Annotated in this window: 12 protein-coding genes; 7 read left to right on the top strand and 5 right to left on the bottom strand. The window is 72.7% G+C overall.

Annotation, left to right across the window (positions count from 1 at the left end):
• Nucleotides 1-16: 16 nt before the first annotated feature.
• The gene (gene thiC / locus PVK74_RS17570) at nt 17-1,600 is read left to right on the top strand and encodes a phosphomethylpyrimidine synthase ThiC (protein WP_274476809.1); all 1,584 of its coding nucleotides are present in this window, start codon (nt 17-19) and stop codon (nt 1,598-1,600) included.
• A gap of 46 nt (nt 1,601-1,646) precedes the next feature.
• On the opposite strand, the gene PVK74_RS17565 is transcribed toward thiC, so the two are convergent.
• From PVK74_RS17565 to PVK74_RS17550, 4 genes are all read right to left on the bottom strand, one after another.
• Nucleotides 1,647-4,265 (bottom strand): hypothetical protein, encoded by a 2,619-nt coding sequence (locus tag PVK74_RS17565; protein WP_274476808.1) that lies wholly within the window; start codon nt 4,263-4,265, stop codon nt 1,647-1,649.
• A 74-nt stretch (nt 4,266-4,339) separates the two neighbouring features.
• On the bottom strand, nt 4,340-4,648 hold the full coding sequence (locus PVK74_RS17560) for a cupin domain-containing protein (protein WP_013288595.1): 309 nt from the start codon (nt 4,646-4,648) through the stop codon (nt 4,340-4,342).
• Nucleotides 4,645-5,595 (bottom strand): LLM class F420-dependent oxidoreductase, encoded by a 951-nt coding sequence (locus tag PVK74_RS17555; RefSeq protein WP_113974776.1) that lies wholly within the window; start codon nt 5,593-5,595, stop codon nt 4,645-4,647. Before PVK74_RS17555 ends, PVK74_RS17560 begins: the two co-directional genes overlap by 4 nt.
• A 2-nt stretch (nt 5,596-5,597) precedes the next feature.
• Entirely contained in the window at nt 5,598-6,380 is a 783-nt protein-coding gene (locus PVK74_RS17550) for an ABC transporter ATP-binding protein (RefSeq protein WP_274476807.1), read from the bottom strand.
• 286 nt (nt 6,381-6,666) lie between these two features.
• Here PVK74_RS17550 and PVK74_RS17545 point away from each other — a divergent pair, with 286 nt between their 5' ends.
• Together PVK74_RS17545 and PVK74_RS17540 are read left to right on the top strand one after the other, a co-directional pair.
• Complete coding sequence (locus PVK74_RS17545) at nt 6,667-7,695, top strand: ABC transporter substrate-binding protein (RefSeq protein ID WP_043328275.1); 1,029 nt, start codon at nt 6,667-6,669, stop codon at nt 7,693-7,695.
• A gap of 102 nt (nt 7,696-7,797) precedes the next feature.
• Nucleotides 7,798-8,631, top strand: a complete 834-nt coding sequence (locus PVK74_RS17540) for an ABC transporter permease (protein WP_274476805.1) — start codon at nt 7,798-7,800, stop codon at nt 8,629-8,631.
• Nucleotides 8,632-8,791: 160 nt separating this feature from the next.
• On the opposite strand, the gene PVK74_RS17535 is transcribed toward PVK74_RS17540, so the two are convergent.
• Nucleotides 8,792-9,973, bottom strand: coding sequence for an ABC transporter substrate-binding protein (locus PVK74_RS17535; RefSeq protein ID WP_043328278.1), 1,182 nt, complete (start codon nt 9,971-9,973; stop codon nt 8,792-8,794).
• 447 nt (nt 9,974-10,420) lie between these two features.
• Between PVK74_RS17535 and PVK74_RS17530 the strand changes: the two genes are divergently transcribed.
• From PVK74_RS17530 to PVK74_RS17515, 4 genes are read left to right on the top strand one after another with little or no spacing between them, the layout of a single operon-like run.
• Nucleotides 10,421-13,489: a sensor histidine kinase gene (locus PVK74_RS17530; protein WP_064446601.1), complete on the top strand. Its 3,069-nt coding sequence runs from the start codon at nt 10,421-10,423 to the stop codon at nt 13,487-13,489.
• On the top strand, nt 13,486-13,893 hold the full coding sequence (locus tag PVK74_RS17525; protein WP_013288588.1) for a roadblock/LC7 domain-containing protein: 408 nt from the start codon (nt 13,486-13,488) through the stop codon (nt 13,891-13,893). Before PVK74_RS17530 ends, PVK74_RS17525 begins: the two co-directional genes overlap by 4 nt.
• Nucleotides 13,894-13,953: 60 nt before the next feature.
• A complete protein-coding gene (locus tag PVK74_RS17520; RefSeq protein WP_030501578.1) occupies nt 13,954-14,316 on the top strand; it encodes a DUF742 domain-containing protein in 363 nt (120 codons plus the stop codon).
• Nucleotides 14,297-14,914: a GTP-binding protein gene (locus PVK74_RS17515; RefSeq protein WP_030501577.1), complete on the top strand. Its 618-nt coding sequence runs from the start codon at nt 14,297-14,299 to the stop codon at nt 14,912-14,914. Before PVK74_RS17520 ends, PVK74_RS17515 begins: the two co-directional genes overlap by 20 nt.
• Nucleotides 14,915-14,921: the final 7 nt, after the last annotated feature.

Genomic DNA, 14,921 nt, shown 5'->3' with positions numbered 1-14,921 from the left:
CGACAGGGAGGCTGTCATGCAGGCACGTCGCAAGGTGTACGTGGAAGGGTCGCGCCCGGACATCCGGGTGCCGTTCGCCGAGGTGCCGCTGACCGGGGACAACCCACCGGTACGGCTCTACGACACCTCCGGTCCCGGCTCCGACCCGGAGGTGGGGCTGCCCGCGCTGCGCGGGCCGTGGATCGCCGAGCGCGGCGACGTCGCACCGGTACGCGGCGCCGGCACGCCGCTGGCCGGAACCCGTCCGACTCAGCTCGCGTACGCGCGGGCCGGGATCGTCACGCCGGAGATGGAGTTCGTGGCGATCCGGGAGTCGGTGTCGCCGGAGTTCGTGCGGGACGAGATCGCGGCCGGGCGGGCCGTGCTGCCGCTGAACGTGAACCACCCGGAGTGCGAGCCGGCGATCATCGGCAAGGCGTTCCTGGTGAAGGTCAACGCGAACATCGGCACCTCGGCTGTCACCTCGTCGGTGGCCGAGGAGGTGGAGAAGCTGACCTGGGCCACGCGGTGGGGCGCGGACACCGTGATGGACCTGTCCACCGGCAAGCGCATCCACGAGACGCGCGAGGCGATCGTGCGGAACGCGCCGGTGCCGATCGGCACGGTGCCGATCTACCAGGCGCTGGAGAAGGTCGGCGGTGACCCGGTGAAGCTGAGCTGGGAGGTGTTCCGCGAGACCGTCATCGAGCAGGCGGAGCAGGGCGTCGACTACATGACCGTGCACGCCGGGGTGCTGCTGCCGTACGTGCCGCTGGCGGTGGACCGGGTGACGGGCATCGTGTCCCGGGGTGGCTCGATCATGGCGGCCTGGTGCCTGGCGCACCACGAGGAGAACTTCCTCTACACCAACTTCCGGGAGCTGTGTTCGCTGCTCGCGAAGTACGACGTGACGTTCTCCCTCGGTGACGGGCTGCGCCCCGGTGCCATCGCGGACGCCAACGACGAGGCGCAGTTCGCCGAGCTGCGCACGCTCGGCGAACTGACGAAGATCGCCTGGGAGTACGACGTCCAGGTGATGATCGAGGGCCCCGGGCACGTGCCGATGCACAAGATCAAGGAGAACGTGGACCTCCAGCAGGAGTGGTGCCACGAGGCGCCGTTCTACACGCTCGGGCCGCTGACCACCGACGTCGCGCCCGCGTACGACCACATCACCTCGGCGATCGGCGCGGCGATGATCGGCATGTTCGGCACCGCCATGCTCTGCTACGTCACCCCGAAGGAGCACCTCGGGCTGCCCGACCGCGACGACGTGAAGGCGGGCGTGATCGCGTACAAGATCGCCGCGCACGCGGCCGACCTGGCCAAGGGGCACCCCGGCGCGCAGGCGTGGGACGACGCGCTCTCCAAGGCCCGGTTCGAGTTCCGCTGGGAAGACCAGTTCAACCTGGCGCTCGACCCGGAGACCGCACGGGCGTACCACGACGCGACGCTGCCCGCCGAGCCCGCGAAGACCGCGCACTTCTGCTCGATGTGCGGCCCGAAGTTCTGCTCCATGAAGATCACGCAGGAGTTGAAGGAGTACGCCGCGCGGGGCATGCGCGACAAGTCGGAGGAGTTCGTCGCCGGCGGGTCACGGGTCTACCTGCCACTGGCGTGACCGGAGCCGGGGCGGGCCTGGTGTCCCGGCCCGCCCCGGTGCTCGTTCAGTCGCGGTGGTGCCGCCCGGTACGCAGCGAGCGGGCGTCGTCGGCGTTGTCGTCCGAGGCGAGACCGGCGACCCAGTCCACGTACTCGTCGTCGGCCGCAGTGGTCGGTTCGGCCGTACGCTCGGCCGGCTCCGGCTCATCCTTGGCCCGGTTGCGGCGGAACAGGCCACGCCGGGCCTTCGACTTCCCGGCGGGCGCGTCGGCGTCGTCCGGTCCGGAGTGCCGCCCGCGCCGGGAGTCCGCCTCCGTCTCCGTGGCCTCGGGCAGCGCGGCGCCCGCCTCGCCCGGTACGGCAGTCGCCGCTTCGGGCCGGGCGAGCGGCATCCCCGCCTCCGGCCGGGCGAGCGGCCCCGCCGGGCGGGCGTTCGTGGCGAGCGCGTCCCAACCGGTGCTCGCACCCGGCTCGGGCAGACCACGGTGCCGGGGACGCGGCGCCGGCTCGCCCGGGGCGACCGCGTCCGCGGCGTCCCGGTCCGGCGCGTCCGGTTCGGCGGTCGCGCGGTGCGGCCGGCCCGCCGGGGTGATCGGCCAGGCCGGGCGCACCTCGCCGGGCTGCCCGGTCACGTCCTCGAACATCGCGAACCGCGGCCGGGTCGACGGGGCGGGCACCGGGTCGTCGAAGAAGAAGTCGCGTCCGGTACGCCCGGTCGGCGCCACCACGTTCGAGTCGGTGCTCGTGTCGTCCCGGTCCGGGTTCGTGGCCTGGGGGGTCGGCTCGGCGTCGGCTCCCCCGCTCGGCGCAGCTTCGGTTCGGCCGCCCGGTGTCGTCGGCGCGGTGTCGGCCGGGCCGGGGGAGGCCGGACCGGTGGCGCGCGGCGCCTTCGGAGTGCGGGTACGCCGGGGGCGGGCGGCGCGGCCGGCCGCGCCGGTGTCTCCGGGGGCTTCGGCCGGTGGCGCGGCTGGGGTGTCACTGCCCGCGTCGGCCGTGACCGGCCCGGCGAGGGCGCCGCTGTCCGTACGCGGGCCGGGAACGTGGCTGTCGGCGGTGGCCGGTGATGCGTCCTTCGCGGTGGTGCCCGCGCCGGCGCTGGGAGTGGTGACGTCTCCGGGGCGGGGTGCTGTGCCGTCGGCGGATGACACCGGCCCGTCGGTAGTCCCGCTGGACCGGCCCGCGCGGGTGCGGCGCGGCCGGGTCACCCGTGGCGTGGTCGTCGCCGCTTCCGGCGCCGGTGCGGCATCGTCCGTGCCGGTGCCGGTGCCGGTCTCGCTGTCGGCCGGAATGCCGGTGGCCTGCCCGGACGCTCGATCGGCGGCTTCGGAACCGGCGGCCGGGTCGGGAGTGGCCGGACGGTCCGTGGTGGCCGCCTCGCCGGTGCTGTCCGCGTGGGCCGTGCCCGGACCCGTGCCCGTGCCCGTGCCCGGACCCGTGCCCGTGACCTGACCCGCGACCGGGTCGGGGCGGCCCGCGGCGAGGACGTCGATGGCCGAGGTCCGGCGCCCCGGGGGCAGCAGACCCGGCATGGGCTGGCCGTGGCTCGTGTCGGCGACGGCCGGGCGCTCACCCGCCGGCCGTTCCGCAGCGGTCGGCAGATCGGCGGCGGGCAGATCCGCGAGGGCCGGCCGGCCGGCGGCGGGAAGATCGGTACCGGCCGGAGCCGTCGCCGTGGCCGAGCCGCCGGGCTCCGGCCAGTTCCAGTGCGCGGGCGCGGCGGCGCCGCTCGTCACCGGCGGCGCGGGCGGGGCGGCCGGGACGCCCGGAGCGGCCGAGTGCGGCAGCGGCGCGAGGAGTTCGGTGGCCTCGATTGCATCGGGATCGCCGTCGGCGGTGACCGGCCGGGGCAGCATCGTGGTGGCGGTCGAGCCGAGAGCACCGGCGACGACAGCGATCAGCGCGCCGTAGTAGGGCGCGATCTGGTACCTGTCGGTCGCCGCGCCCGGGCCGGCAGTCAGGTAGGCGAACGCGACGAGCACCGGACCGGCCGCGCCGGCCGCGCCACCGACCAGCGGCGGCCATCCGGCGCGGCGGGCCAGCACGCCGACCGCGCCACCGGCGAGCAGGGCCAGGGTGGGCAGCAGCAGCATGGACAGGCGCTGCGCGGCCGCCGGGTCCAGCCAGGACGGTTCGAGGACGCCGAGCCGGACGGATGCCAGCGGGCGGTCCGAGACGATGGTGGGCGCGACGGACAGCAGCGCCAGCAGCCAGACGATCCCGGCGGTGATCGCCACACCCCAGCCGAACGGCGGCTTCAGCAGTACGGCGATCGCCGCGCCCGCGCCGACCACCGCGCCGAGCGCGGCGCAGACACCGGCGGCCCAGACCGGGTCGACGGATCCGGCCAGCTCGGCCGCGCGGGCCGGTTGCATGCACAGCGGGGCGACCACCGTCGCGCCCAGCGCGCTGACGCCGGCGATGGAGAGCAGTTCGGTGGTGCCGCCGGGGAGGTCGTCGCGGCGGGCGAAGCGCTCGGTGAGGACGGCTCCGGCGACCGTGGCGACCACGGCGAACCAGCCCACCCAGACGAGCTGGGCGGGCCACCTGTTCACCGAGGCGTCGACGAACGCGCCGTCGAGGCGGACGACTCCGAAGCCGTACGCGATGCCCAACTGGCCGGCCCCGGCCAGTACGCTCACTCCGAGCGCCGTGAGCAGCAGCCTGCCCCACGTCCGAAAGGCCATGTCCGGCACGTTACGGCCCGGTGCCCCCGATCGCCACCTTGCCGCCGCGCGGCGCGGCGAACCTGCCGGCGTGGCTACTTCAGCTCGACCAGGCGGGCGAGGTAGGTGGTGTCGCCGACGTTGGTCAGCATGTGCACCGCGCCCGGATCCCGGTAGACGACGCCGCCGGTCGGCTCGTCGGCGTCGATGGTGGTGCCGTCGATCGTCTGCACCACGTTCTTCGCGCCCTGGATCGCCACCACCAGGTACGGGTGGTCGTGGCGGTGCAGCGGCTGCCGCTCACCCGGCTCCAGCCGGATGTGCCAGACCCGTACGCGGTCGTTCTCGTACACGATCTCCTGGCCCACCGGGCCGAGTTCGAGGTCGGCGGAGAGTTCGGTCATCGTGGTCCGTCCAGTCGGGGGAGCACCTCGGCGGCGATGAGCTCCACGTGGTCGAGGTCGTCGAAGTCGATCAGGCGCAGGTGCACCCGGGTGGCCCCGATCGCGGCGAACTCGCCGATCCGGTCCACGAGCTGGGCGGGGGAGCCGACCACCGGGTCCTCCGGCGGCAGCGCGCTCGTGACGTGCAGCGGGGCGGCCCGGCGCTGCGCCTCGGCGTCGGTGCGTCCGATCGCCACGACGATGCCGGCGGAGAGTGTCAGCGGGGCCCGGCCGGAGGCGTCCCGGCCGGTGCGGTCGCACGCCTCCCGGACCCGGTCGTACGCGGTGGCGGTCTCGGCCACGCTCTTGAACGGCATGTTGAACTCGTCGGCGTAGCGGGCGGCCAGCTCGGGCGTGCGCTTCGGTCCCCGGCCGCCGACGATCACCGGCGGGCCGGGCTGCTGAACCGGTTTGGGCAGCGTCGGCGCGTCGACCAGGCGGTAGTGCTCGCCGGTGAAGCTGTACGTCTCGTCGGCCGGGGTGCGCCACAGCCCGGTGACGATCTCCAGCTGCTCGGCGAGCCGGTCGAAGCGTTCGCTGACCGGCGGGAACGGGATGCCGAACGCGGTGTGCTCGCGCTCGTACCAGCCGGCGCCGATGCCCAGCTCGACCCGGCCGCCGCTCATCCGGTCGACCTGGGCGACCATGACGGCGAGCGGCCCGGGGAGCCGGAACGTGGCGGACGTGACGAGCGTGCCGAGCCGGATCCGGGAGGTCTCCCGGGCCAGCGCGGCGAGCGTCAGCCAGGCGTCGGTGGGGCCGGGCAGCGCCGGCTCGTCCCCCATCGCCCGATAGTGGTCGGCCCGGAAGAAGCCCTCGAAGCCGGTCTCCTCGACCAGCCGGGCGAACCGGAGCTGGTCGTCGTAGTCCGCTCCGCGGTGGGGTTCGGTGAAGACCGAGACCCGCATGGTCACCGTCCTCCCACGGGTACGCCGGGGGCGTCCCGCTCCATCAGCAGTTCGTGCAGCTCGGCGCTGATCCGCGCGACGTCGGCCAGGTGTTCGTGCCGGCCGAGCGTGCGGGGCCGGGGGACGTTCACCTCGACCACCTCGCGGATCCGGCCGGGGCGCGGGCTGAGCACGACGACCCGGTCGGCGAGCAGCACCGCCTCGTCGATCGAGTGGGTGACGAAGACGATCGTGGCCTTCGTCTCCATGTGCACCCGCTGGAGTTCGCCGGAGAGCTCCTCGCGGGTGAGCGCGTCGAGCGCGGAGAACGGCTCGTCCATGAGCATCACCCGGGGTGAGCCGATGAGCGACCGGCAGAGCGAGACGCGCTGCTGCATGCCACCGGACAGCTCGTGCGGGAGCCGCTTCTCGAAGCCGCCCAGCCCGGCCATCTCCAGCAGCTGGCGGGCGCGGTCGCGGTGCTCGGCCCGGCGCCAGCCGAAGATCTCCACCGGCAGCAGCACGTTGTCCAGCACCGTGCGCCAGGGCAGCAGGGCCGGCCGCTGGAACAGCATGGCCACGTCGCGGCGGGGCTTCGTGATCGGCGTACCGGCCACGGTGATCTCGCCGCCGCTGACCGGGAGCAGGCCGGCGATCATGCGCAGGAGCGTGGACTTGCCACAGCCGGACCGGCCGAGTACGGCGACGAACTCGCCCTCGGCGACGTCGAGGTCGATGCCGCGCAGCGCCTCCACCCGCCCCGAACGGCCGTCGAAGGTGCGGGACACCCCGGACAGTCGGATCATCTCCCGCCGGCTCCCTTCCACGTCGTCCCTAATGCGAGCCGGGCTAGCGTAGCGGACGGTGCTTATAGCACTGTCCGGGGTGGACGTCAGTCCACTTTCCGTCACGCAACTTCGTTTCCGTTCCGCAACCGGGACGGAGGGGGCACACCATCCGCCTTCTCGTACGCTGTTGCGCGCGAAGAGTCCCCTCACGACGGTCCAGTCGGCCCAACCCCTCCTGCCGGCCCCGTCGGACCCACGACCCGACCGGCGAGAAAGTCCTGGTCGGAAAGGACATGGTGCACTGATGAGAAGGCTGACCCGTACGGTCGCCGCCGCGGCTCTGGCTACCGCCCTCGCCCTCGTGGGCGGCTGCAGCAGCGACTCGGACAAGTCCGAGAGCGGCGGCGGAAACGGCGGCGCGCTGGAAAAGGTGACGTACCTCACCTCGTTCGGCAACTTCGGCCGCGACTCCTACGCCTGGGTGGCGAAGGACAAGGGCTTCTTCAAGGAGGCCGGTTTCGACGTCGACATCAAGCCCGGCCAGGGCACCGGCTCCGTCATCCAGACCATCACCGGCGGGCAGGCCCAGTTCGGCCCGATCGACCTGACCGGTGGCATCCTCCAGCTCGGCAACGGCCTGGCGAAGGACTTCGTGGCGGTGGCCGCGATCCAGCAGCGCACCATGGCCGCGATCGTCACGGTCGAGGGCAAGAACATCGCCACCCCGAAGGACCTCGAGGGCAAGAAGCTCGCGGACACCCCCTCCTCCGTCGTGCGCAACCTCTTCCCCACGTACGCGCGGCTCGCCGGTATCGACGGCAGCAAGGTGACCTGGGTCAACGGTGAGGCGCAGAGCCTGATGCCGATGCTCGGCTCCGGCTCGGTGGACGGCATCGGCCAGTTCGTCGTCGGCCAGCCGACGGTGGAGACGGTGACCAAGAAGAAGCCGGTCATCCTGCCGTACAGCAACGTGATGCAGGACCTCTACGGCAACGCGCTGATCACTTCCACGAAGCTCGCCAAGGAGAAGCCGGAGATGGTGAAGAAGTTCACCGCCGCGCTGCTCAAGGGCCTGGAGTACTCGCTGGCGAATCCGGACGAGGCCGCCGAGATCCTGAAGAAGAACGTGCCGGCCGCCGTCCCGGCCGCGGCCTCCGCCGAGCTTCAGCTGATGGCCGCGTACGTCCGGTCGAGCAACTCCGGCACCGCGATCGGCACGCTGGACAGCGGCCGGGTGGCCAAGAGCATCGCCCTGCTGAAGGGCGCGGGCGCGCTCAAGCAGGACCTCACCCCGGACCAGATCATCGACTTCGACCTCGCGCCGAAGGCCTGACCGGTCCGCTCGGGCCAACGGGGGTGCGACTCGCCGGACACCCGGCGGGGCGCACCCCCTTCCCGTGCCGGTCGCACCGACCGGCGCAGAGAGGAGGACACGTTGACACAGTTGACCGAGGCCCGGCCGGAGGCGCCGCAGCCGCGCCCGGCGGCCCGGCGGGGGTTCGCCGAGCGTCCGGCCGCGGTCGGGCTGCCGGCGCTCGGCCTGGTGATCGCGGTGGCCGGCTGGTGGCTGGTCACCTCGGGGCTGAACCTGGTGCACCCGGCCGCGCTGCCGCCGCCGCAGGCGGTGGGGGAGTCCCTCGCGAACGCCACCGACGTGCTGCTGCCCGCGTTGGGCATCACCACCTGGATGACGGTGCTCGGCTTCCTGCTCTCGTCGGCCGCCGGGGTGCTGATCGGGATGGCGCTGGCCGCGTCCCGCCGGGTCGAGCGGATGTTCGCGCCGTTGCTGGTGGCCGTGAACGCGGTCCCGAAGATCGCGTTCGGGCCGCTGCTGGTGGTGGCCGTCGGCTGGGGTCAGAAACCCATTCTGACCATGGTGTTCCTGCTCTGCTTCTTCCCGATCGTGCTCTCCACCGCCACCGGCCTGACCACCACGCCGGCGGACCTGGCGGAGCTGAGCCGGTCGCTGAACGCCTCGTGGTGGCAGTCGTTCCGCAAGGTGCGCTTCCCGTCCGCCCTGCCGCAGATCTTCGTCGGGCTCAAGGTGGCCATGCCGCTGGCCGCGATCGGCGCGGTGATCGGCGAGTTCTACTCGGACCGTCCCGGTCTGGGCTACCAGATCCTGCAGTACAACGGCGTCGGCGACACCGCCACCGCCTGGGCGGCGATCGTGCTGGTGGCCCTGATGAGCATCGCGCTCTACGCCGCCCTCAGCCTCGTCGAGCGCCTGGCCCTGCCCTGGGTGAAGGCCACCACCTCAGCCCGCTGACCACAACCAGGTAACCCGACGTCGGCCGAGAACCCAGAAGGAAACCTCAACCCACGGGTCGCAGCCGACCACGAAGGTGTCGCCCCCGGCGCAACCGGCGCAGGGATCAAGCTTGACCGCCCGGAGCCGGTTGTGCCGGGGGCGACACCCCCCACAGCGACTATCCAGCGAGCCGCCAACGCCCACCACGCGCCACCAGCGTCGTCAACGCCTGCGGCATCAACCCGGAGTGGTTGTCCGGCGTCATCCGGATCGGCCCGGACAGCCCGTCCAGCTGCGAGGTCTCCAGCACGTCGCGCAGCGCGTCCCGGTCGACAGTGCCCGGTTCGCCACCGGCGCGCTGCTCGGCGTCCACGATCAGTTGGACCGCGTCGGCCGCGAACGAGGAGAAGCCGTTGTAGCCGCCGAAGCGGGCGGTGTACTCCTGGAACCACTGCCGGCGCGCCGCCTTGGCCGGTGTGGTGGCGATCACGTCGTCGATCACCATGGTCTGCGTGAAGATCAGCGTGGCCTCTTCGGTGGAGCGGGCCGACGGGCCCAGGAAGAGGTCGCCGGCGGCCGCGGCGTCGAAGAACAGCGAGCCGCGGAACTTGCTCTGCCGGGCCGTGGTCGCGGCCAGCGTCGCCTGCTCCGGCGTGGTCCAGAGGATCAGGGCCTGCGGCTTGGCGGCGATCAATTCGTTGACCTGCGTGCCGACCTCGGTGTCGGTGAGCCGCACCGATTCGTTGCCGACCAGCCGCACCGTGGTCTTTTCCAGTTCCCGGCGCAGCGCGGTGAGCCCTTCCTGGCCGTAACCGTCGGCGCTGTGCAGCAGCGCGACCTTGCGGATGTCGCGCCGGTCCAGTTCGGTGGCGAGCGCGGCGGCGCTGTCGGCGGCGTTCGGGGCGAGCCTGAAGACATATCGCCGTTCGCCCACCGGTTCGGTGACCGCGCTCGAGGAGGCCAGTGCGATCGTCGGAATGCGCTTCTCGCCGATGGTGCGGGCCGCGCCCACCGCGCATTCGTTGCAGCCGCCCATGATGACGGCGCTCACCCGTGAGTCGCCGCTGAAATCATTGATGTTCCGCAAGGACTCCGCAGCGTCGGAGCGGTTGTCCTTGACCCGCAGATCGATCTTCCGGCCGCCCAGCGCGCCGGACGAGTTCAACTGCTCGACCTTCAGTTCCAGCGCCCGCTGGTACACCTTGCCGACCGGCGCGGACGCGCCGGAGAGTTCCAGGTCGGCGGCGATGACGATGGGGCTGGTGTCCTGCGGTTCCCCGCCGATCCCGCAGCCGGTGAGCGTGGTGGCCAGCACGGCCGATGCGAGCGCCGCGATGCTCGCGGAGCGGATGGGGCTCAACTCAGTCCTCCAGGTGCGGCGCGGGCCGACGCCCGATCACCGCCGCTAGTCCGTCCTCAGTGGAGGAACGGGATTGGTGTGCCGTACGGTGTGCGCGAAGCCTGCAAAACCTTGCCAATGCCGGGGCCTGTGGTCAAGCCGGGATCTCGAGTGCTGTTTCGGGACAGCCATCCCACATGCTGGGGACACGGAACATTAACTGACAATTACTGCACAGAAGCGTGTGACCACTCTGGAGTGACATCCCCTGATCAGGGGGTTGGAGAAAAGAAGGTATTAGGTGATCGGATCACGGGTTGCGCCGACCCCGACCGTTTCCTGCCTCCCTGCGGCTTCCCAAACACGATCTCGTCTGATGAAATCGCGGCCGTGCCGCGCGTGGCGCTGGCCGCTGCACCAGGCACGGGTCAGTGGGTCGCGCGTGGAAGAAACGACGGAGGCGATGTCGTGAGCACCGGACCTACGACCCTGCCCGGGAGCCCCAACGCCGAACAGCGGAACCGGCGACGGCGCCTGCCGAGGCTGCGCGACGCGCGGATCCGCTCGAAACTCGCCCTCATCCTGGTCGTTCCGGTCGCGGCTGTCATCGCACTGGCAACTATCCGACTCGTCTCGGTGGGTCAGGGCGCGTACGAGGCGGACCGGGTCCGGTCGCTGACGGCCGTGTCGGTCGACATCTCGGCGCTCACCCAGGACCTCCACAAGGAGCGGATGGCCGCGGCGGTCTTCCTGGCCAAGCCGGACGAGAAGCCGGACGCGTACAACCTGCGGGTGCGCCAGACCGACGAGCGGATCGCGGCGTACCAGGAGGAGCGGCGCCGCCTCGGCGACGTGCCGGGCGCTGTGAGCAGCCAGCTCAAGGTCATCGACGCCCACCTGTCCACGCTGAACGGCACGCGCCAGGAGGTGCTGGACCGGTCGCAGATGCCGGTGGCCGAGGCCAGCCTGCGCTACGGCATCGTCCTGGACGACCTGGTCGCGTACAGCGACGCGCTGGCCCAGCAGCCGGGCGCGGAGAGCCTGGCCGATGCCCGCCGCGCGGTGGCCGCGTTCGCCCACGCCAAGGCCGAGGTGGCCGAGGAGCAGGCGGTCGCCTTCACCGCGCTCGGCGCCGGCCGGATCGACGAGGAGCAGTTCTCCTCCTTCGTGGCCACCCTGACCGGTCAGCAGGAGGCGCTGCTCACGTTCTCCCGGTCCGCGACGCCGGCCCAGCGGGCCCTGGTGGACCGCACCGTGTCCGGTGACGCGGTCCAGCTCGCCGACCGGGTCGCCGCCGACCTGTCCCGCTCGGTCGGGCGTCCCGCGCTCGTCACCCGCCAGGAGGCGTCCGACGCCATCGGCGCGGTCGACGAGCTGATGCGGTGGGCGGAGATCCAACTCCTGGACGACCTGCTCGCCGACGCAGACGAGGTACGCGCCGACGTGATCCAGCAGGCGGTCGTGGAGGGCCTGCTGGTGCTGATCACGCTGGCCGTCGCGGTGACGCTCGCCGTGGTGCTCGCCCGGTCGCTGAACGACTCGCTGCGCCGGCTGCGTGAGGGCGCGCTCGCGGTGGCGAACCACGACCTGCCGGACGCGGTGAGCCGGCTGCAGAACGTCAACGCCATCGGTGACGGCGGCGTGGACGAGATCGTCCAGCAGGTCCGGGACCCGATCAAGCTGACCAACCGCGACGAGGTCGGCCAGGTGGCCGTCGCCTTCAACGTGGTCCACCGGGAGGCGGTGCGGGTGGCGGCCGAGCAGGCCGCGCTGCGCACGAGCGTCTCGGCGATGTTCCTCAACCTGGCCCGCCGCTCGCAGAGCCTGGTCGACCGCATGATCGGCGAGCTGGACGCGATCGAGCGGTCCGAGGAGGACCCGAAGCGTCTCGCGCAGCTGTTCGAGCTGGACCACCTGGCCACCCGGATGCGCCGCAACGACGAGAACCTGCTGGTGCTCGCCGGCGCCGACTCGGCGGTGCCGCGTCGCGACGACGCGCTCCTGGTCGACGTGCTGCGCGCCGCGCAGTCCGAGGTGGAGCTCTACAACCGGATCGAGTTCGGCACCGTCGACACCGACATCTCGGTGGCCGCCCACGCCGTCAACGACGTCGTCCGGCTGGTCGCCGAGCTGCTCGACAACGCCACCCGGTTCTCGCCGCCGAACACCTCGGTGGTGGCCGACGGCCGCCGGATCCGCGACTACGTGCTGATCCAGATCGAGGACCGGGGGCTCGGCCTCAGCGACGAACAGCTCGACTCGCTCAACCGGCGCCTGGCCGCGCCGCCGACCGTCGACGTGGCAGCGTTCCGGCTGATGGGTCTGGCCGTGGTGAGCCGGCTCGCCTCCCGGTACGGGATCCGGGTCGAGCTGCGCCGCAACGTCGAGGGCGGCACTGTCGCCCAGGTCACGCTGCCGAACTCGACAGTGGTGCTGCCGGCCAACCGTGGTCAGGCCCCGCTGACCCGGCCGCGCCAGCCGCTGGCCGTCGAGCAGTCACCGCTGAGCCAGGTCGGCGTCGCCGACGCGCTTGCCGGCGCCGGCCGGGGCGCCGCCACCGCGACGCTCGCCGACGGGTGGCGCGGGGCGACCACCGCCCCGCCCGCCAGGTGGCAGGCGCCCGCCGAGGCGCGGGACACCACTCCCGCCGTACAGCTCGGCGGGGCGACCGGCACGTTGCCGGCGGTCCCGGCGCCTCCGGCAACGCCGGCCCCGGTCTCCGGGGCGGGCTGGTCGGCCGGCGGGCCGACGGTGGCGTACCCGGCGCTGGACCCGCTGCCCAAGCGGTCGCCGGGCGTCGAGGCCGCCCAGCCGGTCGCACCTCCGGCCTACCAGCCGCTCGCCGCGGCGCCGGCGGTGGAGACCACCCCGGCGACGCCCGTGGTGGCCCGTCCCGAGCAGCGGGCCGAGGCCCCGATATTCCGGGAGATGGAGGCGGTCTGGTTCCGTTCGCACGGAGAGGACGAGACCACGATCTTCACTCGGCCCACCTTCGACGAGCCGCCCGCGCCGGCCCAGCCGGCCGTGCCGCCGCCCGCGGCGTCGGCTCGCCCGCCCCTGCCCACCCGTACCCCGGGCGCCCAGGCGTCGGGGCTGAGCACGCCGGCCGCGTACCACGCACCGGCCGTGCCGTCCGCGTCACCCGCGGACGCCGCCCCGTCGTCGCCCGCCGTCGCGTCGCCGCCCACGGCCGCCGCGGCGCCGCCACCGGCCGCCCCGGCGCCGCCACCCGCCGCCGAGCCCGCACCCGCCATCGACCCGAGCGCCTGGCGTACGGCGGCCGACGAGGGCTGGACGCGGGCCAGCCGGGCCGCGGAGCCCACCACCGGCGGCACCACCCGTTCCGGCCTGCCCAAGCGGGTGCCGCAGGCCCAGCTCGTGCCTGGTGGGATAGAGCCGAAGAGCGGCCGGGACCGCAGCCGGCGCACGCCGGACGAGGTCCGGGGGCTGCTCTCCGCCTACCACCGTGGCGTCCAGCGGGGCCGTACGGCCGGCGCCGACCTGAACAGCACCTCGACCAAGGAGACGAACCGATGAACAGGCCGGCGGCCATGCAGGACATGGGTTGGCTTCTCACCAACTTCGCCGACAGCGTGGCGGGCATCGCCCACGTGGTGGCGGTCTCCGCGGACGGGCTGCTGCTCGCCTCCTCCCGGGATCTGCCGGGGGACCGGGCCGACCAGCTTGCCGCGATCACCTCCGGCGTGGTGAGCCTGACCGAGGGCGCGGCGCGCATGTTCAGCGCCGGCGGGGTGCTGCAGACCGTGATCGAGATGGACAGCGGCTACCTGTTCCTGATGTCCATCAGCGACGGCTCGTCGATGGCCGTGCTCGCGGCGCGCAGCTGCGACGTGGGCCAGGTCGGCTACGAGATGGCGTTGCTCGTGGAACGGGTCGGGCAGGCGCTGGTCCCGCTGCCGAGGGACGCCGTCCGGTCCTGACCGGGCCCGCCGACATGAGCCGGAGCCGCTGCGCTCCGTACGAGGGGAGGTGATCGCGAGATGGAACCGCGACGTGATCCGCGTGGCGCGCTGGTGCGACCGTACGCGGTCACCCGGGGCCGCACCGAGCCGTTGCAGAACATCGCGCTCGAGGCGGTGCTGTCCAGCACGCCCACGCAGTCGGCCGAGGCGCGGTTCGCCGGGCACGACAAGTACCGCATCTCCTCGGTCTGTGAAGGCCGGGCACAGTCGCTGGCGGAAATCGCCGCTTACACCCGGATGCCGCTGGGCGTCACCCGGGTGCTGGTCGCCGACATGGTGGCCGAGGGCCTGCTGACGCTACACACTGCCGCTCCCGCGACGGGTTTCGCGGCGCGGATGAACCTGCTTGGAAGGGTGCTAAGTGGACTTCGCGAACTATGACCCCGACGGGGTGAACCGCGGCCGGGAGATCATCTCCGCGAAGATCGTGGTCGCGGGCGGCTTCGGCGTGGGCAAGACCACGCTGGTCGGTGCGATCTCCGAGATCCAGCCGCTGACCACCGAGGCGCTGATGACCGCGGCCGGCGTGGGCATCGACGACCCGTCGAAGGTGCCGGGCAAGGAGACCACCACGGTCGCCATGGACTTCGGCCGTATCACCATGGCCGAGGACCTGATCCTCTACCTGTTCGGCACCCCGGGCCAGACCCGTTTCTGGTTCATGTGGGACGAGATCATCCGGGGCGCGGTGGGCGCGGCGGTGCTCGTGGACACCCGGCGCATCACCGACGCGTTCGCGCCGCTGGACTACTTCGAGAACCGCAAGCTGCCGTACGTCGTGGCGTTGAACCGCTTCGACGACGCGCCGCACTACGAGATGGAGGAGATCCGGGAGGCGCTCGCCATCTCCCCGGACGTGCCGATGGTCCTGTGCGACGCCCGTCGGCGCGACTCGGTCAAGCAGGTGCTGGTGACAGTGGTCGAGCACGCGATGCTCCGCCTCCAGGCCGAGCACGGCTACCCGGCCTCGGTGGGCTGACCGCCTG

Source organism: Micromonospora chalcea (assembly GCF_028768405.1).
GTDB lineage: Bacteria > Actinomycetota > Actinomycetes > Mycobacteriales > Micromonosporaceae > Micromonospora > Micromonospora chalcea.
This window is presented reverse-complemented; position numbering and strand designations above follow the sequence as displayed.

Coding starts and splice junctions, on each gene's coding strand:
- PVK74_RS17545 (WP_043328275.1), top strand. CDS start 6,667: ATGAGAAGGCTGACCCGTACGGTCGCCGCCGCGGCTCTGGCTACCGCC.
- thiC (WP_274476809.1), top strand. CDS start 17: ATGCAGGCACGTCGCAAGGTGTACGTGGAAGGGTCGCGCCCGGACATC.
- PVK74_RS17565 (WP_274476808.1), bottom strand. CDS start 4,265: ATGGCCTTTCGGACGTGGGGCAGGCTGCTGCTCACGGCGCTCGGAGTG.
- PVK74_RS17550 (WP_274476807.1), bottom strand. CDS start 6,380: ATGATCCGACTGTCCGGGGTGTCCCGCACCTTCGACGGCCGTTCGGGG.
- PVK74_RS17520 (WP_030501578.1), top strand. CDS start 13,954: ATGGAACCGCGACGTGATCCGCGTGGCGCGCTGGTGCGACCGTACGCG.
- PVK74_RS17555 (WP_113974776.1), bottom strand. CDS start 5,595: ATGCGGGTCTCGGTCTTCACCGAACCCCACCGCGGAGCGGACTACGAC.
- PVK74_RS17525 (WP_013288588.1), top strand. CDS start 13,486: ATGAACAGGCCGGCGGCCATGCAGGACATGGGTTGGCTTCTCACCAAC.
- PVK74_RS17560 (WP_013288595.1), bottom strand. CDS start 4,648: ATGACCGAACTCTCCGCCGACCTCGAACTCGGCCCGGTGGGCCAGGAG.